Origin of the sequence: Caulobacter zeae (genome assembly GCF_002858925.1) — a bacterium.
Lineage (GTDB): Bacteria > Pseudomonadota > Alphaproteobacteria > Caulobacterales > Caulobacteraceae > Caulobacter > Caulobacter zeae.
In genome coordinates this window covers 26,823-50,354 of the sequence record NZ_PJRS01000028.1, presented here as the reverse complement: position 1 = coordinate 50,354, position 23,532 = coordinate 26,823, and the positions used below count along the sequence as shown (strand labels likewise).

General features: G+C 67.9%; 14 protein-coding genes. 9 read left to right on the top strand and 5 right to left on the bottom strand.

The features are described 5' to 3' along the window. Positions 1–29 precede the first annotated feature (29 nt). Positions 30–1,568, top strand: coding sequence for a hypothetical protein (locus tag SGCZBJ_RS14720; RefSeq protein ID WP_101718747.1), 1,539 nt, complete (start codon positions 30–32; stop codon positions 1,566–1,568). A gap of 81 nt (positions 1,569–1,649) precedes the next feature. Beyond that, on the top strand, positions 1,650–3,917 hold the full coding sequence (uvrB, locus tag SGCZBJ_RS14715) for an excinuclease ABC subunit UvrB (RefSeq protein WP_101718746.1): 2,268 nt from the start codon (positions 1,650–1,652) through the stop codon (positions 3,915–3,917). A gap of 58 nt (positions 3,918–3,975) precedes the next feature. Here uvrB and SGCZBJ_RS25425 read toward each other — a convergent pair whose 3' ends face one another. Beyond that, on the bottom strand, positions 3,976–5,121 hold the full coding sequence (locus tag SGCZBJ_RS25425; protein ID WP_133149265.1) for a hypothetical protein: 1,146 nt from the start codon (positions 5,119–5,121) through the stop codon (positions 3,976–3,978). Next, a complete protein-coding gene (locus tag SGCZBJ_RS25420) occupies positions 5,121–6,395 on the bottom strand; it encodes a hypothetical protein (protein ID WP_133149264.1) in 1,275 nt (424 codons plus the stop codon). The genes SGCZBJ_RS25425 and SGCZBJ_RS25420 overlap by 1 nt, the downstream gene beginning before the upstream one ends. A 926-nt stretch (positions 6,396–7,321) precedes the next feature. On the opposite strand from SGCZBJ_RS25420, the gene SGCZBJ_RS14700 reads away from it, so the two are divergent. Both SGCZBJ_RS14700 and SGCZBJ_RS14695 read left to right on the top strand, forming a co-directional pair. Continuing rightward, the gene (locus SGCZBJ_RS14700; protein WP_101718743.1) at positions 7,322–7,618 is read left to right on the top strand and encodes a hypothetical protein; all 297 of its coding nucleotides are present in this window, start codon (positions 7,322–7,324) and stop codon (positions 7,616–7,618) included. A gap of 97 nt (positions 7,619–7,715) precedes the next feature. Further along, positions 7,716–8,609 (top strand): pirin family protein, encoded by an 894-nt coding sequence (locus SGCZBJ_RS14695; protein ID WP_101718742.1) that lies wholly within the window; start codon positions 7,716–7,718, stop codon positions 8,607–8,609. A 125-nt stretch (positions 8,610–8,734) separates the two neighbouring features. On the opposite strand, the gene SGCZBJ_RS14685 is transcribed toward SGCZBJ_RS14695, so the two are convergent. Then, positions 8,735–9,958, bottom strand: a complete 1,224-nt coding sequence (locus SGCZBJ_RS14685; RefSeq protein ID WP_101718740.1) for a serine hydrolase domain-containing protein — start codon at positions 9,956–9,958, stop codon at positions 8,735–8,737. 129 nt (positions 9,959–10,087) lie between these two features. Between SGCZBJ_RS14685 and SGCZBJ_RS14680 the strand changes: the two genes are divergently transcribed. Together SGCZBJ_RS14680 and SGCZBJ_RS14675 are read left to right on the top strand one after the other, a co-directional pair. After that, positions 10,088–11,989, top strand: coding sequence for an ATP-binding protein (locus SGCZBJ_RS14680; protein ID WP_101718739.1), 1,902 nt, complete (start codon positions 10,088–10,090; stop codon positions 11,987–11,989). 102 nt (positions 11,990–12,091) lie between these two features. Continuing rightward, positions 12,092–13,321, top strand: coding sequence for a TetR/AcrR family transcriptional regulator (locus tag SGCZBJ_RS14675; protein ID WP_101718738.1), 1,230 nt, complete (start codon positions 12,092–12,094; stop codon positions 13,319–13,321). 126 nt (positions 13,322–13,447) lie between these two features. Here SGCZBJ_RS14675 and SGCZBJ_RS14670 read toward each other — a convergent pair whose 3' ends face one another. Next, positions 13,448–14,467: an adenosine deaminase gene (locus SGCZBJ_RS14670; RefSeq protein WP_101718737.1), complete on the bottom strand. Its 1,020-nt coding sequence runs from the start codon at positions 14,465–14,467 to the stop codon at positions 13,448–13,450. Positions 14,468–14,916: 449 nt separating this feature from the next. Between SGCZBJ_RS14670 and SGCZBJ_RS14665 the strand changes: the two genes are divergently transcribed. The 3 genes from SGCZBJ_RS14665 to SGCZBJ_RS14655 all read left to right on the top strand — a co-directional run bounded on the left by SGCZBJ_RS14665 (position 14,917) and on the right by SGCZBJ_RS14655 (position 19,980). Beyond that, positions 14,917–16,995, top strand: coding sequence for a 3-hydroxyacyl-CoA dehydrogenase NAD-binding domain-containing protein (locus tag SGCZBJ_RS14665; protein WP_101718736.1), 2,079 nt, complete (start codon positions 14,917–14,919; stop codon positions 16,993–16,995). A gap of 144 nt (positions 16,996–17,139) precedes the next feature. Next, positions 17,140–18,690, top strand: a complete 1,551-nt coding sequence (locus SGCZBJ_RS14660; RefSeq protein WP_101718735.1) for a class I adenylate-forming enzyme family protein — start codon at positions 17,140–17,142, stop codon at positions 18,688–18,690. A 309-nt stretch (positions 18,691–18,999) separates the two neighbouring features. Further along, positions 19,000–19,980, top strand: a complete 981-nt coding sequence (locus SGCZBJ_RS14655; RefSeq protein ID WP_101718734.1) for a DegT/DnrJ/EryC1/StrS family aminotransferase — start codon at positions 19,000–19,002, stop codon at positions 19,978–19,980. A gap of 256 nt (positions 19,981–20,236) precedes the next feature. Here the strand turns inward: SGCZBJ_RS14655 and SGCZBJ_RS14650 are convergent, their stop codons facing one another. Beyond that, positions 20,237–23,227, bottom strand: coding sequence for a TonB-dependent receptor (locus SGCZBJ_RS14650; protein WP_240621516.1), 2,991 nt, complete (start codon positions 23,225–23,227; stop codon positions 20,237–20,239). Positions 23,228–23,532: the final 305 nt, after the last annotated feature.

Below are 23,532 nucleotides of genomic sequence, written 5' to 3'. Positions count from 1 at the left end.
CTTAAGTGACGGGTGACCGGGGGCCGCGCATGATCGTGAAACTGCAACTCGCCGTCGCCGCCGCGGCGCTGTCGCTGGCGGCCGCCCCCGCCCTGGCCGCCCCGACCAGGGGCGGGCCCGACCTCGCCCGCGACGCCGACGCGGTGATCGCGCGCATGCTCGACCTGTCGAAGGCGCAGGGGCCGCAGGCCGGCCAGCCGTGCCCCGCCGAGCTGGCCGACCGGGTCGACGCCCTGGTCGCCCGGCGCGGCTTCGAGGCCCTGGACGCCTTCCGCCGCGACGCGGTGCTGTACGCCGTCGTCGTCTGCCGGCCGTTCGACGACGCCCGCGCCGTGGCCGCGGCCCGCCGCCTCGACCGCGACGACACGCCTCCGCCGATCCTGGCCTCGGCCAACATGGTGCTGCTGGCCGACGCGGCCATGCGCAACGACGGCAAGGGCGAGCTGGCGGCCCTGCAGCGCGCCGTGGCCGCCGACGCCTCGCAGGTCACCGCCCTGCCGCCCGAGATGTACGGCCAGACGGTCGAGGACCTGAAGGACGATCCGGCCGCCCGCGCCAAGGCGCTGGACCTGCTGCGCGGCCTCGACTGGCCCACCGAGGACGGCCACGACCAGGTCGACAACGACTGGGCCCTGGTCCGCGCCCAGCTGGCCGCCGACGACGGCGACATGACCCGCGCCGGCGCCGTGCTCGATCGCGCCAGCAGCCCGCAGGTGCTGCTGGCCGTGGCCCAGGACCGCCGTTTCGCGCCCCTGTGGCCGGACCTGGAGGCCGCCGGCCGCTTCGACTGGACCAAGGTGCTGCAGACCGCCCTCGCCCGCGCCGACGAGCAGTCGGCCCGCGAGCCGGCCAACCTCAAGCGCATCGCCCAGCGCGTCGACCACCTGCGCGCCTTGGCCCGGCGGGACGAGGCTGTCGCCCTGGGGGCCGGCTACGTCACGCGCCTGCAGGCCGGCGAGGCCTTCGACGACGTCGAGCTGTCGGGCCCGATGCTGGTCGCCATCCAGGCCGCCGCGCTCAGCGAGCTGGGCCGCTTCGACGAGGCCGACGCCCTGCTGGCCAGGCCCGTCGCCCAGGACAGGCTGACCCAGAACACCGCCCGCGCCGCCCTCCTCCTGGGCCTCGACCGCTCGGCCGAGGTGCTGAAGGCGGTCGACGCCGCCGACGCCTCGATCGCCTCGCCGTTCGGCCTGATGTGGCTGGAGGAGCTGCGCGCCTGCGCCCGCCACCGCCTGGGCGACGAGGCCGCCGCCCGCAAGGCGCTCGACAAGCTGCGCAAGGGCTGGCGCGACAACCCCTACGCCCTGTCCGGCGCCCTGCTGTGCGTGGGCCGCGACGACGAGGCCGCCCAGCTGATGATCCGCCGCCTGCGCGACCCGGCCCTGCGCGGCGACGCGCTGAAGGCCTTCCGCGACGGCCCGCCGCCGCCGGCGCTCACCCCGCGCGACGCCGAGCTCGACGCCCGCCGCAAGGCCATGATCGCCCGGCCCGAGGTCGTGTCGGTGATGCTGGAATACGGCCGCGCGATCACCGTGCCGCTCAGCGGCGACTACGCCGGAGGCTACTAGCCGCCACATGCCGCCACCTGCTGACACCGGCTGTCAGCAGGCCCTCTGGCCTTCGCGCGCCTGGATGCCTAGATTTGGCCCATGCCCAGCAGCCAGAACCCCGGCGTCTCCGACGCCTCGACGCCCTTCGTCCTCGACGCGCAACTGGACCAGGCGCTCGAAGGCGGCATGCCGATGCTGTGGACGCCCCACCGGCCAGCGCGTCCCGAGAAGTCGGAAGGCGGCAAGACCTTCAAGCTGGTGTCGTCCTACGAGCCCGCCGGCGACCAGCCGACCGCCATCAAGGAGCTGGTCGAGGGCGTCGAGAACGGCGACCAGGACCAGGTGCTGCTCGGCGTCACCGGCTCGGGCAAGACCTTCACCATGGCCAAGGTCATCGAGGCCACCCAGCGCCCGGCGCTGATCCTGGCTCCCAACAAGACCCTGGCCGCCCAGCTCTACAGCGAGATGAAGGCCTTCTTCCCCGAGAACGCGGTCGAGTACTTCGTCAGCTACTACGACTACTACCAGCCAGAAGCCTACGTCCCGCGCACCGACACCTTCATCGAGAAGGACAGCTCCATCAACGAGCAGATCGACCGCATGCGCCACTCGGCCACGCGGGCGATCCTCGAGCGCGACGACGTCATCGTCGTGGCCTCGGTGTCGTGCATCTACGGCATCGGCTCGGTCGAGACCTACACCGCCATGACCTTCACCCTGACGGTGGGCGACCGGGTCGACGAGAAGCAGCTGATGGCCGACCTGGTGGCCCAGCAGTACAAGCGCAACGACGCCGCCTTCGACCGCGGCACCTTCCGCCGCCGCGGCGACACCATCGAGATCTTCCCCGCCCACTACGAGGACCGCGCCTGGCGCGTCTCGATGTTCGGCGACGAGGTCGAGGCGATCAGCGAGTTCGACCCGCTGACCGGCAAGAAGACCGCCGACCTGGAGACCATCAAGGTCTACGCCAACAGCCACCACGTCACCCCGCGCCCCACCCTGCGCCAGGCGATCATCGAGATCCGCAAGGAGCTGAAGGAGCGGCTGGAGTGGCTGAACGCCAACGGCAAGCTGCTGGAGGCCCAGCGCCTGGAGCAGCGCACCACCTTCGACCTGGAGATGATCGAGACCACCGGCTCCTGCGCCGGCATCGAGAACTACAGCCGCTACCTGTCGGGCCGCCGCACCGGCGAGCCGCCGCCGACCTTCTTCGAATACATCCCCGACAACGCCCTGCTGTTCACCGACGAGAGCCACCAGACGGTTCCGCAGATCGGCGCCATGTACAAGGGCGACCGCAACCGCAAATGGACGCTGGCCGAATACGGCTTCCGCCTGCCCTCGGCCCTGGATAACCGCCCCCTCAAGTTCGAGGAGTGGGACGCCATGCGGCCCCAGTCGGTGCACGTCTCGGCCACCCCCGCCAACTGGGAGCTGGAGCGCGCCGGCGGCGTCTTCGCCGAGCAGGTCATCCGCCCCACCGGCCTGATCGACCCGCCGGTCGAGGTGCGCCCCGTGGCCAAGGACGGCGCCTCCCAGGTCGACGACGTCGTCGACGAGATCCGCCAGACCATCAGCAAGGGCTACCGCACCCTGGTCACCGTCCTGACCAAGAAGATGGCCGAGGACCTGACCGAATACCTCAACGAACAGGGCATCCGCGTCCGCTACATGCACAGCGACGTCGACACCCTCGAGCGCATCGAGATCATCCGCGACCTGCGCCTGGGCCATTTCGACGTGCTGGTCGGCATCAACCTGCTGCGCGAGGGCCTCGACATCCCCGAGTGCGGCCTGGTGGCCATCCTCGACGCCGACAAGGAAGGCTTCCTGCGCTCGGAGACCTCGCTGGTCCAGACGATCGGTCGGGCAGCGCGCAACGTCGACGGCAAGGTCATCCTCTATGCCGACCGGATCACCGGCAGCATGGAGCGGGCCATGGCCGAGACCCAGCGCCGCCGCGACAAGCAGAACGCCTACAACCTCGAGCACGGCATCACGCCCGAGAGCGTCAAGCGCGACATCAAGGACATCCTGGCCAGCCCCTACGAGCGCGGCGACCGCGTCCTCGTGCCGATGGGCGTCGCCGACGCCTCGGGCGCCGAGAAGCCCTTCAGCGGCGACAACTTCAAGGCCGCCCTGCGCGACCTCGAAGCCAAGATGCGCGAAGCCGCCGCCAACCTCGAATTCGAAACCGCCGCCCGCCTCCGCGACGAGATCAAGCGCATGAAGCTGCTGGATCTGGAGTTCGCCAACGAGGCGCTGACGGGGGCTGGGGAGGCGGTGGACACGTCAGCGCCGAAACGGGTGCGGGCCGAGCACCGGGCGGAGAAGGCGGAGGCGTTCAGGAAGGGGCGGAGGTGAGTTTTTAATCGGGAAGGCCAACCCAATAAGGGTCAGCCCTCCATCTCCTCACTCCAGCCTAAAGCAGCTTGGACGGCCGATCCCCTGGGAATACGTCGTCATCTTTATCGTCGCTGGATTTTAAGAGCACTCGATCAGACGCCTCACCGATCTCAGGCTTGGCCGCAGACGCGACTCCAAATTCAGCGCTAAATAACGCCGCCCGCTTTGCCCCGACAAAATCCGCAAACACACCCAACACAGACTTAGCCTCGACACTCAGCAAAGTCATATCGGAGCGTGACCGCGCATGCGCTTTCGCCTCTAACTCCCTCGCCACCGAGAATAACATTTGAGAATTCTCTGACTTTGAAAAAAATTCCGCAACGATCTCCGCCCTAAGACCTGCGAACATCTCATCAAGAGCATCACTCGCCTGTCGCGCAATAACCTTGCCGTTATTCACGCCATGCGAAATTACATTGAGAACAGTACCTATGGTCGACCTGACACGGCCATCACCCACGTCACCATAGGTTATGCCTTCATAGAGCAATCTATAGCGAGCGGCATTGTCCTCAAATGCCAACCGATCAGCTGCCGCGTCTAGCGCGATACTTGCCAGGGACGCAGCAAAGTATGCACCTCGTAGCGCCTGCTCGCGGTGCTGAGGTCTAGTTCCAGCCCGTTCAGCGAAAAATCGAAATGCGCTTATCGCCTTGTTAAACGCTGGATAAGGAGCCAAGCTCACCACCGCAGATTTAGCCATAGCGATCTGCTTCAACCAGTCACCATCTTGCTTATGAGATGAGAATTCCTGAATATTTCCCACCAACTCCTCTAAACTCAAACGATCAAGCCGATTTTCAACCTGACGACGAAGGAATGAAGCAGGCAGCAAAGCCACCTTTTGATGCTGAGCAAAGCGGATCACCTTGGGACTGGCATCGGTCGTAGCAACGAACGCTCGATCACATCCGAGCGCCAATTGCATCCCCCGAACCCAAAGCACCCGCTCGAACGCTTTTGGCGACTTTTTATCCTTAACATCCACAAGCGCCCGAGTACGAACTCCAGCCCCTTGCCGTCCGTATAACCAGACGTCTGCATCAGTAACTTCTTCGTCCTCGAACTGGATCGAGACACTGCGGATCGCGACAAACCCCTGCCGAGAAAAATACGCCCGCGCCAACTCTTCGAGACCCGCACCCTTCGCCACAGCCATCAGCCCCCACTCCGCAGACGGTCCAACGCATCGTAGACGAACCGCTTATCCGTAATTTCATTCCTCGCGCGCACTTCACTTCTGGCTGCGTGAGGCCCCTTGAAAGCTCGCGCCGGCGACCCGTCCATCAGGACCGCTTCCTGCGCGGCAGCCCCACCCCGGATGATCGTCAACGCGAGCTCGCCGACATCCTTCTTGAGCAAGCGCATAGTATAGCGTCCATAGCTTTTTTTAGTAACGTCCACGACTTGCCGCGCCTCAAGTTCGCGATAGTCTTCGCCGATCGCACGCACACCGCCAGCCCGCGCGGCCAACTCCTCACCCCGAACCAAGGCTCGAATGAGCGCCTCAGGCATAGTGATTTGACCTCGAGTGTGGGTGCTCCGGGACTGACCGTATGTCAACGATGCGATCAGAGCCTTGGCATCGTCGATTGGATCCTCCTCGAATGGTCGGCCATACTTCTGAAAATCGTTTGGCGACGCGATGTAACCGACCGACTCGGTGCTATTACTGACCTCCATACGGTCGAATAATCCAACGCTGACCAATCGCCTATAAAGCTCCGGCTCCAGTATCTTCTCGACATCTACGTCGTACAATGCACCATGCTTGCTAAGTTTTTCCTGAACCTCAGAAAGACGCCCACGCTCATCCGCACTGAGCTGCTCCAAAACTCGGTATGCTTTTTCCGCATACCTACCATCACGGAAGGTATGTGAATTAAAAAGAATGCACTGCCCCGCCCCACCCTCTTCATCTATAAGCGCCGTTTTCTTCGATAGATCAACAAGTGATGTCGCATCAGCTTTTGTAAGCCTATGAATATCAGAAATGTACTCTTCCGCATCTGCGCGCCTTATAGGCTTTCCAGACACCAACTCCGACAGATCAATGATCGCCCGCTCATCCGCGCTCGGATTCTGATCATCGAATATTTCGGCCGTCGCCTCCAAAACGGCCTGAGTCGTAGCGCCTAAGACAGCCACCGCCCCTTCGGAAGAAACATCTATCCTCCCCGCGTCTTGAAGCACCTGCAGGCCAATAATTCGGTCAGATTTTTCAATACCATTCAATTTACATGTAGTTTCAATCGTATTCTTCTCTATAAGAAATGTACTTTGATTATCCACCTGCCGTCGCAATAGATTATACAGACGACCTATCTTTCCGGAGTGGCTAACATTTTCAAGTCGCGTAGCCCCCGCGCCGGTGTAACCGCCCAAGCTCTTGGATTGCGCGAGAAGCCACGCACCCTTCGTTTTCTTCTCCAACGCTCCCCCCCTGTTGATAAGGCGTCAGGAGGAACGTAAGGACTACGGACAAGAACGCCAGAGCTAACTCGCCTATAACGCGTGCTTTTTTGACGACACCCAGCACGCCAGCGAGCTGCACAATCCCCATCCCCCACCGCACAAACCCCAACCTAATCAACGCCCTACACAAAAACACACGTTTCCCATCCGACGGCTCTCAAACCGCCCGCATAATCCTCTCCATCCCGTCGCGGGGAGAGGGAGCCAGGATCCGGCCCGATGCGTGCGGCGGGGTGCGATCGAGCGGGGCCTCCTGGAGCGGCGTGAGCCGGGCCGGCGGGGCTTGAATGGAGGGCGGGGGACGTAAACCCGCCTATCGGGGGCCTGCCTGTCATGGGCTCCCGCCCGCCCGAGGGTCCGCTCCGGCGCCTTCTGTCTGCACGCGATGGCTAGCGAAGCTCACAGCCCGGTCACGGGGAAGGCGGATGCCGAAGGGGGTGAAGGGCGGAAAAGGCCCGCGCGCCCCGGCCTGAGGTCAAACGATCGCGCGGGGCGTCCAGGCTTCGTCGAAACGGTACATTCAAACACAGCTCCGGACGCGGTCCGGACGCCCCGCGCCCTCTCCATCCCCTCAGTGGTTTTCCGCGTGAGCGCGAGGCCGCGCGTCTGTCCGCGCAGACCCCCTCCGGCCCTCCGGGCCACCTCCCCCAGAGGGGGAGGATCTCGCCCGACGCCTTCGCCAACCCGATGCTCCCCCTCTGGGGGAGCTGTCGCGGAGCGACTGAGGGGGAACCTCCCCCTCCGGGGAGGCGGCCGAAGGCCGGCGGGGGGCCGTTTTCAGCGTCCACCCAGGCCGGCCGGTCTAACCCCCGCTCCCCCCACCGATCGCTGCGCGATCGCCTCCCCCACGGGGGGAGGTTCCCAGCCGAGCCCGAGCCAACCCCATGCCCCATCGCCGCAACCCCTGCCCCGCCCGTCCGCACCGCACGCGGGGCCCCGCCCCTCCGCCGCCCCCGCCGACGCCAGCGGAGCGGCTGGCCGCACGTCGCGCCGCCGAGCGCGCCGAGGCCGAGGCCCGGGCCGCCGCCAAGGCCGCCGCTCGCGCCGAAGCGCGGCGACTGGCCGCGATCGAGGCCGAGAAGAAGGCCGAGTACAAGCGCCGCCGCGGCTGTCCGCCCGAGGTCGTCGACGAATATGTCGAGATCCTGCGCCGCCAGGGCGCATGGTGGAACGACCGCTGAAGGCGGGACCGCGCCTCCGCGAAAATCAACAAGACTGCGCACGTCCGCCGTGGGAGGTTCCGCCCACGCAACAAGAGACGCCTTCGGAGCCCCCGCCATGATCGACCTCGTCATCGACGCCCGCCGCCGCGACATCGGCGGTTTCGAGGTCGGGCGGGTGCTGCCCTTCGCCAAGCGGCGCATGGTCGGGCCGTTCGTGTTCCTCGACCACATGGGCCCGGCCAGCTTCGACCCGAACTTCCCCCAGAGCGTCGACGTGCGGCCCCACCCGCATATCGGCCTGTCGACGTTGAGCTACCTCTTCGAAGGGGCCATGACCCACCGCGACAGCGTCGGCTCGGAGATCGAGATCGTGCCCGGCGAGGTCAACTGGATGACCGCCGGCTCGGGCATCACCCACTCCGAACGCTTCGAGACCCTGCGCAGCCAGGGCGGGGTGATGAACGGCATGCAGGCCTGGATCGCCCTGCCCAAGGAATATGAGGAGATGGATCCCGGCTTCAGCCACCACGCCGGCTCGGCCGACCTGCCCTATTACGAAGGCGCGGGCCTGAAGGCGCGGCTGATCGCCGGCGAGGCCTTCGGCGCCAAGGCCAGCGTGCCGGTGCATTCGCCGCTGTTCTACGTCCACTGGGAGCTGGCGGCCGGGGCCAAGGCGGCCCTGCCGGCCGAATATTCCGAGCGCGCGGCCTATGTCTCCAGCGGCCGCGTGGAAGTCGCCGGCCAGGTGCTGGGCGCGGCCCAGATGGCCGTCTTCGCCCCGGGCGAGACCGTGGTCTTCGAGGCCCTGGAGCCGTCGGTGGTCATGCTGCTGGGCGGCGAGCCGATCGGCCCGCGCTTCATCGAATGGAACTTCGTCTCCTCGTCGAAGGACCGCATCGAACAGGCCAAGGCCGACTGGCGCGCCGGCCGCATGAAGCTGCCCGACCTCGACGACGGCGAGTTCATCCCCCTGCCGGAGGACTACACCCCGCCGGCGTCGCCGCTCTAGCCGCTGCGCGGCCCCCTCCGGCCCTTCGGGCCACCTCCCCCGGAGGGGGAGGATTTATCCCGCAGATGCTCCCCCTCTGTGGGAGCTGTCGCGGAGCGACTGAGGGGGGCCGGCCCGCAGGCCGGCTAAGCCGCCTCCTCGAACGCCGCATAGACCAGCGTCCGCAGCTCCCGCCGGATGGGATAGACGCTGGACGGCATCAGCTGGGTCATGAACACCACCGCCAGGTCCTCCACCGGGTCCACCCAGAAGGCGGTCGAGGCCATGCCGCCCCAGAAGGCCTCGCCCAGGCTGCCGATGGTGCGGGTGCGGGCGAGATCCGTCGTGACGGCGAAGCCCAGGCCGAAGCCGACGCCGTCATAGACGCTCTCGCTGAACAGCGACTTCGACATCTGCGTCAGCTCTTGGCCGCCCGGCAGGTGATTGAGCATCATCGCCTTCAGCGTCTTGGGGCTGACGATGCGGGCGCCGTCCAGCTGGCCGCCGTTCAGGATCATGCGGCAGAAGCGCATATAGTCGGCGGCGGTCGAAACCAGGCCGCCGCCGCCCGACTTGAACAGCGGGTCCTTGAGGAACGGGCTCTGGGCCGGATCGTCCTGCAACACGACCTTGCCCTTGGGATCCAGGCTGTAGCAGGCGGCGAAGCGGCCCTGATCGGCTTCCGGCACGAAGAAGCCGGTGTCGGCCATCTTCAGCGGCTCGAAGATGCGGTCCTTGAGGAACTGGTCGAACGGCTGGCCCGAGATGACCTGCACCAGATAGCCCAGCACGTCGGTGCAGACCGAATAGTTCCAGGCCTCGCCGGGGCTGAATTCGAGGGGGAGTTTCGCCAGCTCGGCGATGAAGCCGTCCAGGTCGCGCGGACCCGGCAGGTCGTCGAGGTGCAGCTTGCGATAGGCCGCGTCGACATTGCCGCGCTGCTGGAAGCCATAGGTGAAGCCGGCCGTGTGGCGCAGCAGGTCGATCATCCGCATCGGCTCGGCCAGCGGCCTGGTCTGGAACATGCCGAGGCTCCCGGCGACGAACACGCCCAGGTCCTTGAAGGCCGGGATGAAGCGATGGACGGGATCCTCGAGGGCGACGCGCCCCTCCTCGACCAGCATCATGAAGGCGATCGAGGTGATCGGCTTGGTCATCGAATAGATGCGGTACAGCGTGTCGGACTTCAACGGCGCGCCGCGCTCGCGGTCGGCCAGGCCCAGCACGGTCTCGTGGGCCAGCTGGCCGCGCCGCCAGACCTGCAACTGGGCGCCGGGCAGGAGGCCGGGCTCGACATACTTGGCCTGCAGGAACGTATCGATGCGCTTCAGGCGCTGCGACGACAGGCCGACGGCTTCGGGCGTGCTCAAACGGGAATCCCCCTTTACTGGCGCGACCTTCAGTCACGGTCGCCTTATTATCGCGGATCGAATAGGCGGTACGGCTAACGCAACCTTCACCTGATCCTGCGTTGATCGATTGAAGACGAGGGGAGCGCGATGGGCAAGCGTCCCGAGGGCGAGACGGCCTCGAACATCGATCGTGCCGCGGCCGACTGGTTTTTCCAGAACAGCCTCGACATGTTCATCGTGCTGCAAGACCGCGCCATCGTGCGGGTCAATCCGGCTTGGAGCGCGATCGCCGGCTGGAGCCCCGACGAGACCCTGGGCCGCTCGATCCGCGACTTCCTGCACCTGCACGACACCGAGGTGCTGGAACAGGCCGGCCGGGTGCTGCGGGCCGAGGGCCAGGTGCAGTCCGAGCACCGGCTGGCGCGCAAGGGCGGCGGCTGGCTGTGGGTGCGCTCGCGCTCGAAGATCCTGCCCGACGGCGCGCTGCTGATCGTCTTCCAGGACTTTTCCGAGGAGCGCCTGCGCCGCCTCCAGCGCCAGCAGGCCGAGCGCGCCAACGAGCTGCTGCGCAACGCCGCCGGCGTCTATGTCTGGCGCTTCGAGACCCGCAAGGGGATCTACTATTTCGAGCAGGACATCACGACCCTGGCCGCGCCGCTGGGCGACGCCCGTCAGATGACGGTGGCCGAGATGCTGAGCGCCATCCACCCCGACGACCGCCAGACCATGACCCGGGCCTTCCTGCGCACCCAGGAGACCGGCGAGCACGCCCAGCTGGTCTACCGCCACGCCGATCCTTCCAGGGAGGGCTGGAGCTGGATGCGCACCGACTGGCGCGGCGTGCGGGCTGGCGCGGGCGAGCTGTTCGACGTCATCGGCATCAGCCAGGACGTCACCGAGCTCTTGGTCGCCCGCGACGCGGCCCTGGCGGCGACGGCGACCAAGTCGCAGTTCCTGGCCAATATGAGCCACGAGATCCGCACCCCGATGAACGGCGTGCTGGGCGTGCTGCACCTCCTCAAGCACGAGCCGCTGTCGGCCGACGGCCGCCGCCTGCTGGCCGAGGCCCTGGGCTGCGGCGCCATGCTGTCGGAACTGCTCAACGACATCATCGACTTCTCCAAGGTCGAGGCCGGCAAGCTGGAGCTCTCCCCCGAGGCCCTGGATCCGTCGGCCCTGCTGCGCAGCGTCGCCGACCTGCTGGAGCCCCAGGCCGAGGCCAAGGGCCTCTCCATCCGCGTCGAGGCCCCGCCGGCCGGCCAGGCCTTCGTCGCCGCCGATCCGGTGCGCCTGCGCCAGGCCCTGTTCAACCTCATAGGCAACGCCGTGAAGTTCACCCTGGCCGGCCAGGTCGTGGCCCGCCTGTCCGTCTCGCCGGTCGAAGACGGCATGCGCCTGCGCTTCGAGATCGAGGACACGGGCGTGGGCATTCCGCTCGACGCCCAGGCCAGCCTCTTCGAGCGCTTCAGCCAGGCCGACGGCTCGACCACCCGCCAGTTCGGCGGCGCGGGCCTTGGCCTGTCGATCACCCGCCGCCTGGCCCAGCTGATGGGCGGCGACATCGGCTTTTCCAGCACGCCGGGCCTGGGCTCGACCTTCTGGCTGGAGATCCTCGCCCCCGCCGCCCAGGCTCCGGCGGCGACGGACGCTAAGGACGACGCCCCGATGCTCGACGGGCTGGAGGTGCTGCTGGTCGAGGACAACGCGGTCAACCGCCTGATCGCCACCCGCATGCTGGAAGCCCTCGGCGCCCGCGTCGCCACCGCCGAGGACGGCCAGGCCGGCATCGTCGCGGCCGCCCGCGGCTATGACCTGATCTTCATGGACATCCAGATGCCGATCATGGACGGGGTCGAGGCCACGCGCGCCATCCGCGCCCTGCCCGGCCCGGCAGGGTCCGCGCCAATCGTGGCCATGACCGCCAACGCCCTGGCCCACCAGACCGGCGCCTATGCCGAGGCCGGCATGAACGGCTCGGTGGCCAAGCCCCTGTCGCCCGCCGCCCTGGTCCGCGCCGTGGTCGCCGCCCTGCCCGACCGCGTCCACTGAGCGACAAAGACTTGGGGCGGGCCTTTCTGCGGCCCCTTTCGAGGCCTAGATTGGACGCTTGAGTCCAGCGCCGGAAAGTCCGGCGTTGCAGGGGGCGAGACTATGGACGACGGCCACACCGTCACCGCGGCGACCGCGCGCTACGCGCAGAAGAAGGAAGCCATCCTGGCGGCCGCCACCGCAGTGCTCAATCGCCAGGGCGTCAAGGGCATGACCCTGGCCGACGTCGCCGCCAAGGTCGGGCTGATCACCACCAGCGTCACCTACTACTACCGCAAGAAGGACGACCTGGCCGCCGCCTGCTTTATCCGGGGCCTGGAACGGCTGGACGCGATGATCGACGAGGCGGCCGCCGAGCCCGACGCCGCCGGCCGCATCCGCAAGTTCCTGACCCTCTATCTCGACCTCTCGCGCCGGGTGCGCGCAGGGCAAGACGCGCCCCTGGCCAGCTTCACCGAGATCCGCGCCTTGAAGGAGCCGATGCGCGCCTCGGTGCAGGCCGCCTTCGCCGACATCTTCCGCCGGGTGCGCGGCTTCTTCGACGGCGAGGCCTTCGCCCACCTCGACAAGGCCGAGCGCAACGCCCGCGCCCACCTGCTGCTCGAACAGGTCTTCTGGACCGGCGCCTGGCTGCGCCGCTTCGATCTCGACGACTACGAGCGGGTGCGCGAGCGGATGTACGACATTCTCGTGGGCGGCATCGCCGGCCCCGGCCGCGACTGGACGCCGCCGGCCCTGCCCGATCCGACGCCCGTCTCCGACGAGGGCCAGGAATGGCGCGAGACCTTCCTCGTGGCGGCCACGCGCCTGATCAACCAGCGCGGCTATCGCGGCGCCTCGGTGGAAGACATCTCGGCCGCGCTGAACGTCACCAAGGGCTCGTTCTACCACCACCACGAGGACAAGGACGCCCTGGTGGTCGAGTGCTTCCAGCGCACCTTTTCGGTCACCCGCCGCGCCCAGCTGTCGGCCCTGGCCCTGCCAAGCGACGGCTGGACGGCGGTGTCGGCGGCGACGGCGGCCCTGGTCGAATACCAGCTGTCGGACCACGGCCCGCTGCTGCGCGCCTCGTCGATGGGCGCCCTGCCGATTGAGATCCGGCACGAAATGAGCGACGGCTACGCCCGCGGCTCCAACCGCTTCGCCGGCATGATCGCCGACGGCATAGCCGACGGCTCGGTGCGCGCGGTCGACCCGCTGGTGGCGGCGCACATGATCAACTCGATGCTCAACGCGGCGGCCTCGCTGCAAGCCTGGGCCCCTGGCGTGACGCGCGAAGACGCCGCGAGGCTGTTCGCAAGGCCTCTGCTGATGGGGCTGATGGCGCGGTGACAAAGACCCTCCCCTCCGGGGGGAGGTGGCCCGAAGGGCCGGAGGGGGGACGTTTTCAGCTTCCGCCGAACTCGCCGTCTTCCCCCTCAGTCGCTCCGCGACAGCTCCCCCTTCAGGGGGGGGCGTCTAGTTCCCCGCCACGTACGCATCCACCTGCGCCAGCCGCCTGGCCTTCTCCGCCTCGTCCAGGAACGAGCCTTCGAAGCTGTTCCGCGCCAGCACCACCAGGTCGTCCCGCGACAGGTCGACGGCCTTGGCGGTCTCCAGGTAATTGTCGAGCAGGTAGCCGCCGAAATAGGCCGGGTCGTCGGAGTTCACCGTCGCCTTGAGGCCCAGATCCAGCATCTTGCGCATCGGGTGCGCGGTCAGGTCCGGCACCACGCACAGCTTCAGGTTCGACAGCGGGCAGACCGTCAGCGTCGTCCCATCGGCGACCAGCCGCTGAGTCAGCGCCTCGTCCTCCAGCGCACGGTTGCCATGGTCGATGCGGTCGACGCCGACGAGGTCGATGGCCTCCCACACATATTCCGGCGGCCCCTCCTCGCCCGCATGGGCGACGATCTTCAGGCCCAGCTCACGGGCGGCCTTGAACACCCGGGCGAACTTGGCCGGCGGGTGGCCGACCTCCGAGGAGTCGAGGCCGACGCCGGCGATCTTGGCCAGGTGCGGCTTGGCCTGCTCCAGGGTCTCGAAGGCGCTCTCTTCCGACAGGTGGCGCAGGAAGCAGAGGATCAGCTTCGAGGTCACGCCCAGGCGTTCCTCCGCCTCGGCCATGCCGTCCAGCAGGCCGTCGATCACCGTCTCGAAGGCGACGCCGCGCTCGGTGTGGGTCTGCGGGTCGAAGAAAATCTCGGCATGCACCCCGCCGTCGGCGGCAAGGCGCTCGAAATAGGCCACGGCCAGGTCCTTGAAGTCGGCCCGCGTGATCAGCACGCCCGCGCCCTGGTAATAGATGTCCAGGAAGTCCTGCAGGTTCGAGAAGGCGTAGGCCGCGCGGATCTCCTCCACCGACTTGTACGGCAGGGTGACCCCGTTGCGTTCGGCCAGGGCGAACATCAGTTCCGGTTCGAGGCTGCCCTCGATGTGCATGTGTAGTTCGGCCTTGGGCAGGCCGCGGGCGAAGGCTTCGAGCGTGGTGTCGGTCATGGGAATTCCATCGGCTCGCGACGCGCCAGGGTCAAGCCCGCACAAGGCGGCGCGGGAGCCTGTCGCCCCCGCGCCGAGGTGCGCTTCACCTCTAAGTTTCGACGCGTCGTATGCACCGCGTCGCGCCCGCGCCTGAAACGGTCTTGGAATGTCGCGCACGCCTGCAAGCGGCGGCCGACGGCCGGTCCTGGTGCGAACTCCCTCCCCAGTCTGGTCGATTGTTCTTGGAAGACCGTAGGCTTACGCGCCGACGCGATGTCACGTCGGCCCGCGCCGGCAGGCGCCATCTCGACCGAAACTGAACCCTTCGAATGTCCAGTACGACGCCTTGAACGTCAACCTGCGGCGCCCGAAAAAGCGGCGCCGCCCGCGCCCTCTGGACTCTGGCGCGCCGTCGTGCTGGCTTTAGTCAAACAAGCGTTCAAACGAACCGAAAAGAGTGGAACCGCATGGCCGCGATCAACGCCGTCACCGATCTGACCGTCGAAGGCGACATCGGCGTCGTCACGCTGAACTCTCCGCCGGTCAACGCCCTGTCGGCCCAGGTCCGCGAAGGGCTGAAGAACGCCTTCGAGGCGGCGATCGCCGATCCGGCCGTGCAGGCCATCGTGCTGATCTGCGAGGGCAAGACCTTCATCGCCGGCGCCGACATCAGCGAGTTCGGCAAGGCCATGACCGGCCCCTCCCTGCAGGACGTGCAGAACACCATCGAGAATTCGACCAAGCCGGTGGTCGCCGCGATCCACGGCACGGCCCTGGGCGGCGGTCTGGAAGTGGCGCTGGTCGCGCACTACCGCGTCGCCGTGCCCTCCGCGAAAGCAGGTCTGCCCGAGGTGAACATCGGCCTCCTCCCGGGCGCCGGCGGCACCCAGCGCCTGCCGCGCATCGTCGGCGTCGAGAAGGCGCTGGAGATGGTCACCAGCGGCCAGCACGTGCCGGCCAAGGCCGCGCTCGCCATGGGCCTGTTCGACAGCCTGGTCGAGGAAGGGGCCCTGCGCGACGGCGCGATCGCCTTCGCCCGCGTCGTGCTGGCCGAGGGCAAGCCGCTGGCCAAGGTCCGCGACCTGTCGGACAAGGTCGAGGCCGCCCGCGGCAAGCCCGAGATCTTCGCCGAGTTCCGCAAAGCCAACGCCCGCAAGTTCCGCGGCTTCCTGGCGCCCGAGAACAACATCAAGTGCATCGAGGCGGCGGTGAACCTGCCCTTCGACGAGGGCCTGAAGGAAGAGCGGCGCCTCTTCATGGAGCTGATGACCGGCAGCCAGTCGGCCGCCCAGCGCTACGTGTTCTTCGCCGAGCGCCAGGCCGCCAAGATCCCCGACGTGCCGGACGACACGCCCACAATCCCCGTCAAGAAGGTCGGCGTCATCGGCGCCGGCACCATGGGCGGCGGCATCTCGATGAACTTCCTCAACGCCGGCGTCCCGGTGACGATCATCGAGGCCAAGCAGGAGAACCTCGACCGTGGCGTCGCCACCATCCGCAAGAACTACGAGAACACCGCCAAGAAGGGCCGCCTGACCCAGGACGACGTCGAAAAGCGCATGGGGCTGCTCACCCCCTCCATGCACCTCGAAGACCTCGCCGATTGCGACCTGATCATCGAGGCCGTGTTCGAGCTGATGGAGATCAAGAAAGAGGTCTTCACCAAGCTGGACGCCATCGCCAAGCCGGGCGCGATCCTGGCCAGCAACACCTCGTACCTCGACATCGACGCCATCGCCGCCGTCACCAAGCGCCCCGAAAGCGTCATCGGCCTGCACTTCTTCTCGCCGGCCAACGTCATGCGCCTGCTCGAGATCGTGCGCGGCGAGAAGACCGACAAGTCGGTGATCGCCACCTCGATGCAGATCGGCAAGAAGATCGGCAAGGTCGCCGTGCTGGTCGGCAACTGCTTCGGCTTCGTCGGCAACCGCATGCTGGCCCAGCGCCAGCGCGAGGCCCAGAAGCTGATCCTCGAAGGCGCCATGCCCTGGGACGTCGACCGCGTGCTCTATGAGTTCGGCCTGCCGATGGGCCCCTTCGCCATGAGCGACCTGGCCGGCCTCGACATCGGCTGGGACCCGGCCAAGACCTCCTCCTCGACCGTGCGCGAAGTGCTGTGCGAGATGGACCGTCGCGGCCAGAAGAACGGCAAGGGCTTCTACGACTACGACGAGAACCGCGTCGCCAGGCCCAGCCCCGAGGTCGAGAAGGTGATCCTCGACTTCGCCGAGAAGCGCCAGATCCAGCGCCGCGAGATCAGCGACCAGGAGATCCTGGAGCGCTGCCTCTATCCGATGGTCAACGAGGGCGCGAAGATCCTTGAGGAAGGCAAGGCCATCCGGGCGTCGGACATCGATATCGTCTGGATCAACGGCTACGGCTGGCCGGTCTATCGCGGCGGCCCGATGTTCTGGGGCGAACTGGTCGGCCTTGACAAGGTGCTGGCCGGCATGAAGGCCTTCCAGGAGAAGCACGGCGACGACTTCAAGCCGTCGCCCCTGCTGGAGCGGCTCGTGACCGAAGGCAAGGGCTTCAAGGACGCGTAGCCGCTTCGCGGCTCCCTCAGTCGCTCCGCGACAGCTCCCCCAAGGGGGGAGCATCTGCGCCGCATAAATCCTCCCCCTCTGGGGGAGGTGGCCCGGAGGGCCGGAGGGGGTCTATGCGGCGCCCGCCAAGTGCAAGGAGTACCAATGCCCACCATCCCCTCCATGATCGCCGCCGACTACGGCGTGATGGGCGACATCCTGCGCGAGCGGGCGCTCGAAGCCCCCGACCACCCCGCCGTGATCATGGAGACCGGCGAGACCGTCACCTACCGCCAGTTCGACGCCCTGGCCGACCGCGTCGCCGCCGCCTTGCAGCGCGACGGCGTGGCGCCCGGCGAGGCGGTCGCCGTCTGCGCCCTGTCGTCCATCCCCTATGCGGCCGTGTTCCTGGGCGGCCTGCGCGCGGGGGTCGCCGTCGCCCCGCTGGCGCCTTCGTCGACGCCCGAGGCCATCGCCGGCATGGTCGCCGACTGCGGCGCCAAGCTGTTCTTCGTCGATGCGGGCGTGGCCGAAGCGCAAAGCCCCGCTCCGATCGCCGCTCGCACCATCGCGCTGGACGGCTCGGCCGCCGGCGAGGCCTTCGAGGCCTGGCTGGCCCCCGAAGGCGCGACCCCGACGCCGGTCGAGATCGGCCCCGAGCATCCGTTCAACATCATCTATTCCAGCGGCACCACCGGCGCGCCCAAGGGCATCGTCCAGTCGCACGGCATGCGCTGGAAGCACGTCTTCCGCGGCGACGCCGTCGGCTATGGCGCCGACGCGGTCACCCTGCTGTCGACGCCGCTCTATTCCAACACCACCCTGGTCTGCTTCTTCCCCACCCTGGCCGGCGGCGGGACCGTCGTGCTGATGAGGAAGTTCGACGCCGGCCGCTTCCTGGAACTGGCGGAGAGGCGCCGCATGACGCACGCCATGCTGGTGCCGGTGCAGTACCGCCGCCTGCTGGCGCACCCGGACTTCGACCGTTTCGACCTGTCCGCCACGCGCCTGAAGTTCTGCACCAGCGCCCCGTTCGCGGCTGAACTCAAGGCCGAGGTGCTCAAGCGCTGGCCCGGCGGCCTCGTCGAGTATTTCGGCATGACCGAGGGGGGCGGCACCTGCATCCTCATGGCCCACGAGCACCCCGACAAGCTGCACACGGTGGGCCGCCCCGCCCCCGGCCACGACATCCGCCTGATCGACGAGGACGGCGTCGAGGTCGCTGTCGGCCAGATCGGCGAGATCGTCGGCTGCTCGCCGGCCACCATGAGCGGCTACCACGGCCAGCCCGGCAAGACCGCCGAAGCCATCTGGACCAGCCCCGACGGCCGCCGCTTCGTGCGTACGGGCGACGTCGGCCGCTTCGACGCCGAAGGCTTCCTGACGCTGATGGACCGCAAGAAGGACATGATCATCAGCGGCGGCTTCAACATCTATCCCAGCGACCTGGAAGCCGTGGTCGCCACGCATCCCGACGTGCTAGAAGCCGCCGTGGTCGGCGTGCCGTCCGAGGCCTGGGGCGAGACGCCGATCGCCTTCGTGGCCCTCAAGCCCGGCGCGGCCGCGGGCGCAGAAGCCGTCCGCGCCTTCGCCAACGAACGCCTGGGCAAGACCCAGCGCCTGGCCGACCTGGTGCTGGTCGACGCCCTGCCCCGCAGCCACATCGGCAAGGTGCTCAAGCGCGAGCTGCGGGACGGGTGGACGGTGAAGGGATAGCTCGCCACACCCCCAACGCCCGTCATTCCCGCCCTTGTGGCGGGAACCCCTCTATCAGCCGTAAGGGCGGGAGGGGCGGACCGCCAGCGGTCCGCTGGCGCTTCACTTGCGAGTGGCACCAGAGGTTCCCGCCACAAGGGCGGGAATGACGGGCGGATAGGAAAGCGGATCACCGAAAACCCGGAAAAACCGCAAACTCCGCCGCGACGGCGCGCCGCATCTGGACAGGCCGAGTCACTCGATACGTTCGATTAACCATAAAGGCGCCGTCGGGGTTGTCGGCGCCGGTTCGTTGCGGAAGCGTCTCGCATGTCCAGCCTTTCAGCCGCCATCCTGGCGTCGCAGCCGAAGTCCGTCCTGGCCTCTCCGGCGTCGCTCGACTTCGACGCCCTGGGCAAGGCCTTCGACGGCCCCGACTGCGACACCCTGAACGGCCGGCTGGCCCAGCGCTTCTCCCGAACCACCGCCGTGCGCGCCTGCGCCGACCGCGCCGCCGCCACCGCCGACCTGCTGGCCGCCCAGGGGGCGCGCCCCGGCGGCGTGTGCATCGTCTCGGCCCTGGCCGGCCGCGAGACCCTGGAAGGCGTCGCCGCCGCCGGCCTGACGCCGTGGCTGGTCGACGTCGACCCGTTCACCTGGATGGTCGACACCGCCCACCTGCGCGAGCGCTTGGCCGAGGCCCCCTGCCCGCTGGAAGCCATCGTCACCACCTGCGCCTTCGGCCGCGCCCCCGACCTCCTGGCCCTGGCCGCCTTCCAGGCCGAGACCGGCCTGCCGGTCGTGGTCGACGCCGCCTTCGGCTTCGACGTGATCATGGACGCCCCCGTGCCCGTGGTCGTCGGCCTGCCGGGCGGACAGGGCGTGTTCGTCGCCGCCGAGGATGCCGAGCTGATCGCTCGCCTTTCCGCTCCCATCTTCGAGGGCGACGACGGCCTGGACGGCTGGACCCTCAAGCGCCAGCAGCTGGCCACCAACGCCCAACGCCTGCGCATGCTGCTGCTGGGCTCGCCCGTCGCCTTCCAGCCCGGCTGGGGCCTGTCTTGGGTGTCGAGCGCCTGCGTGGTCAGCGTCGCCGAGGGCTGCGCCCCGGCCGTGGCCGCCCTGCTGGCGGTCGAAGGCCGCTTCGTCACCTGCGTCGGCGTGCGCGATCCCGAGATCCAGGCCGACAGCGTGCCGGTCGTCGACCACCTGGCCGGCAAGATGCTGGGCCTGCCCTTCGCCGCCGACCTGGACATCGCCGACCTCGACGACCTGGCCGAGGCCGTGCGGCGGGCCGTGGCGCAGGTTTGAGCCCCAGTTCCTCCCCCGTGAAACGGGGGAGGTGGCGCGCTGCGGATACGCAGCGTGACGGAGGGGGTGACCGCCTCCTCGGCGCCCAGTCTCGCCCCCTGCACCGCTTCGTGGTCCCCCTCACCCGCAAGCGGGGGAGGAGCTTTGACAACAGAAAGGCCGAAGCCTGCCTGGCGCGGGGGACGGCCAAGCGGGCTCCGGCCCAGGACGACCGGCAGGAGGATGGTCGGCCGTCAGTTCCCCGAGGCGGGGATCCCTAGAACTTCTTGCGCAGGCTGAACTTGTAGGTCCGGCCCAGAGGGTCGCCGGTGAAGGGGTCGTAGCCCAGGTCGAGCCGGGCGTAGGACGGGTCCTGGTCGAACAGGTTGGTGATCGCCACCGTCGCCGTCGTGTCGCGCGGCAGCTGCACACGATAGGCCAGGTCGGTCAGCACCTGGGCGTCGATGGTCTTGCCGTTCGACACCGTCACGGCCGCGCCGGTCGCATCCTTGTAGGCCCCCGTGGCGAACGGCGCGGTGCGCTGGTCGGCGTAGTCGCCGATATAGCTCACCGTCAGGCGCAGGTTGTGGATCCCGCGGCTCCACTCGGCGAAGGCCTGGCCCTTCCATTCGGGGATCGGCACGACGGTGGTCTGGTAGTTCAGCAGGCCCACCGCATCGAAGGCCTTCTCCACGACGACGCCCTCGACGGTGGTCGCCCCCACCTCGTACTTCTGCACCCAGGTCGCCGTGCCGCCGATGGCCAGGTCGCCGCCCAGCACGCCGGCGAAGCTGTAGTCGGCCGAGACGTCGAAGCCCGAGTTCTCCACCGGCGCGCCGTTGATGTAGAAGGTCTTCAGCCGCGCGATATTGGCCGGCGAGCCGCAGGCCCCGTTGAAGGTGAAGCGCGCCACCAGGGCCGCATAGGCCGGGTCGGCGCAGTTGTTGGCTCCCCCCACCCCGTTCGGATAGATCGCGTTGGTGATGCCGGCCACCGGCTCGGCCACGATCGGGTTTTTGAAGTCGAACCGGAAGTAGTCGATGCTGGCCTTGAAGGCGCCGGCCTTGAACAGCAGGCCGACATTGTAGGTGTTGGCCTTCTCGGGCTTCAGGTTCGGATTGCCGAAGATGTCGACCGCCCGGAAGACGCCGAGAATGCCTTGCAGCGAGGTCACCGAGGTGGTGGTGGTCAGGGGATCGGGCGGTCCGCGGAAGGTCGAGCCAGCCGAGGCCCGCACCGCCATCCAGGGCGTGGCCTGCCAGCGGACCGAGGCCTTGGGGTTGAAGGTCGAGCCCACCGCCCCGCCATAGTCCTCGTAGCGCGCCGCCAGCTGGGCCTGCACCGTCTCGGTGATCGGCAAGCTGAGCTCGCCGAAGGCGGCCACGACGTCGCTCTGGTTATCCGACGGCGTGCCCACGCCCAGGAACATGAACGGCCCGTTCCGCGCCGAGCCCGTGCAGGTGGTCACCCCGAAGTCCGGCGTGTTGACGCACGGATTGATCAGGGCGTTGGAGATGTCGTTGTAGGTCGCGGTGAAGTAGCTGCGGCGATACTGCATCCCGGCCGCCCATGCGATGTCGCCGCCCGGCAGGGTGATGCTCGTCTTGCCGTTCAGCACCGCCTCGGCGACGAACAGTCGCGAGGTCTGCTTGGTCGACAGCTTCTGGAAGAACCAGCTGGTCAGCTCCTTGCTGTTGGCCAGGCTGGAGACGTAACCGGGATTGGCTGCGCCGGTGATGGCGTTGCTAGGCAGGGCGCTGGCGAACGGGTTGAAGTACATGCAGCCGCCCACGCCGGGCGTACCCTGGATGCCGGGGGTCGAGGGGCTGCTGTCGCAGTTGGGCCCGCCCAGCCCCCGCAGCGCCAGGGCGTAGCGGTTGACCAGGGTGTCGTAGCCGGTGCGGATGCCCACCTCCTGCGAGTAGGTCACCGCCGCCTCCCAGCCGATCCCGTTGCCGAACTCGCCCTTCAGGTCGGCTGACACCCGATAGGCGTCGAACGAGCGCGAGCCGATCGACGGGCCGTAGCCGAAGGCCGGGTTGCCGCCGATGCCGAACGGCCGGTTGGCGACGTTCAGCGCGCCGCCGGCGAAGATCGTGCCGGGCGCGGTGCTCTGGGCCCCGGTGCCCAGGTTGGTCAGCATCACCGTCGGATTGGCGGCCATGAAGGCGATCAGGCCCGGATTGGTCGCCGGCACGAAATAGCGCCCGGCCAGCTGCGGGATCGGCGCCACCTCGGCCGTCGGCACGGCCAGCGCCGCATAGGACGGCGAGGTGTTCCAGTCGGGCACGTCGGTATGGGCGTACAGCGCCTCGACGTGGAACCTGGTGGTCTCCGAAAGCCGGGCGTTGATCTCGCCGTAGACCTGCACGGCGTTGGACTTTTCCACCAGGTTGTCGAACGGCGTGTAGTGCCAGTAGCAGACCGGCGTCAGGCCGCTGAAGCCGGGATAGCCGCCCCGCCCCGCGCAGGCCGGGTCGCGCAGCCCGCTGGTGGTGCTGGCCACGGGGATGAAGCTCGAGGGGCTGCCCGCCGCCGACCACCCCGCCTCGGGATTGGACAGATAGGGCTGGTTGGCCCAGTCGCGTTCGGCGACGCTGAGCTTGGAGCGATGCTGCCAGCCGATGCTGATCAGCATGTCGCCGTTGTCCCACGGCTTGCCGTAGGTGAGGTTCAGGCCGTAGTCGCCGTCCGAGCCGTCGATGGCCCGGTAGTCGGCGCCGACCTCCAGCCCGTCGACGTTCTTCTTGGTGATGAAGTTGACCACGCCGGCGATGGCGTCCGAGCCATAGGTCGCCGCCGCGCCGTCCTTCAGCACCTCCAGCCGGCCGATGGCGGCGGCCGGGATGATGTTGGTGTCGACGATGCCGGCCCCGGCCGAGGCCAGCGGATTGATCGCCAGGCGCCGGCCGTTCAGCAGCACCAGCGTCCGCTGCGAGCCCAGGCCGCGCAGGTTCACCGAGCCCGAGCCCTCCGAGCCCTGGGCCCGGCTGTCGAACTGGTTGGTGTCGCCCAGCACGCCGCTCGACACCGACAGCGACTTGATCAGCTCCACCGTCGAGGGCGAGCCGCGCTTCTGCAATTCCTCGGCCCCGATCACGTCGACCGGCAGGGCCGCGTCCTCGGGCGTGCCGCGAATGAAGGAGCCGGTGACCACCACCTCCTCGACCTGCGTGCTCTCCTGGGCGCTGGCCGCCCCCGCCGCCGCGGCGAGCGCCGCCGCCAGCGCGCAGGCCGAGCCCGCGCGCAGATAGGTCTTCCTGGTCATTTCCCTCTCCCGGTCTGTCTCTTCTTTTTCGGAGCGCTTGGGCGAGGACGGATCTCTCTCAGGTCTCGGCGAAATCCTCCGCGCGCGACGACGACGCACGGCCGCCCGCCGCGCCATGGTCACGCTTTTCGAAATTGGAAGATGCGAACTTGGATGCCGACAACCTTGGGATCCCCTCCCGCCGGATACTTTGTACGCAAAGCTTTTCAACTGTTCGACCTGTGAGCGAGCCGCCTCGCCGGCGAGAGTCGAACGAACGTTTCGATGATTGGGTATGTTTTTCAGAAACGTCAACCGCTCGTAAC

Excerpts from the sequence above, each read along its gene's own strand:
- SGCZBJ_RS14720 (WP_101718747.1), top strand. The coding sequence starts at position 30 with ATGATCGTGAAACTGCAACTCGCCGTCGCCGCCGCGGCGCTGTCGCTG.
- uvrB (WP_101718746.1), top strand. The coding sequence starts at position 1,650 with ATGCCCAGCAGCCAGAACCCCGGCGTCTCCGACGCCTCGACGCCCTTC.
- SGCZBJ_RS25425 (WP_133149265.1), bottom strand. The coding sequence starts at position 5,121 with ATGGCTGTGGCGAAGGGTGCGGGTCTCGAAGAGTTGGCGCGGGCGTAT.
- SGCZBJ_RS14700 (WP_101718743.1), top strand. The coding sequence starts at position 7,322 with ATGCCCCATCGCCGCAACCCCTGCCCCGCCCGTCCGCACCGCACGCGG.
- SGCZBJ_RS14695 (WP_101718742.1), top strand. The coding sequence starts at position 7,716 with ATGATCGACCTCGTCATCGACGCCCGCCGCCGCGACATCGGCGGTTTC.
- SGCZBJ_RS14680 (WP_101718739.1), top strand. The coding sequence starts at position 10,088 with ATGGGCAAGCGTCCCGAGGGCGAGACGGCCTCGAACATCGATCGTGCC.
- SGCZBJ_RS14675 (WP_101718738.1), top strand. The coding sequence starts at position 12,092 with ATGGACGACGGCCACACCGTCACCGCGGCGACCGCGCGCTACGCGCAG.
- SGCZBJ_RS14670 (WP_101718737.1), bottom strand. The coding sequence starts at position 14,467 with ATGACCGACACCACGCTCGAAGCCTTCGCCCGCGGCCTGCCCAAGGCC.
- SGCZBJ_RS14665 (WP_101718736.1), top strand. The coding sequence starts at position 14,917 with ATGGCCGCGATCAACGCCGTCACCGATCTGACCGTCGAAGGCGACATC.
- SGCZBJ_RS14660 (WP_101718735.1), top strand. The coding sequence starts at position 17,140 with ATGCCCACCATCCCCTCCATGATCGCCGCCGACTACGGCGTGATGGGC.
- SGCZBJ_RS14655 (WP_101718734.1), top strand. The coding sequence starts at position 19,000 with ATGTCCAGCCTTTCAGCCGCCATCCTGGCGTCGCAGCCGAAGTCCGTC.
- SGCZBJ_RS14650 (WP_240621516.1), bottom strand. The coding sequence starts at position 23,227 with ATGACCAGGAAGACCTATCTGCGCGCGGGCTCGGCCTGCGCGCTGGCG.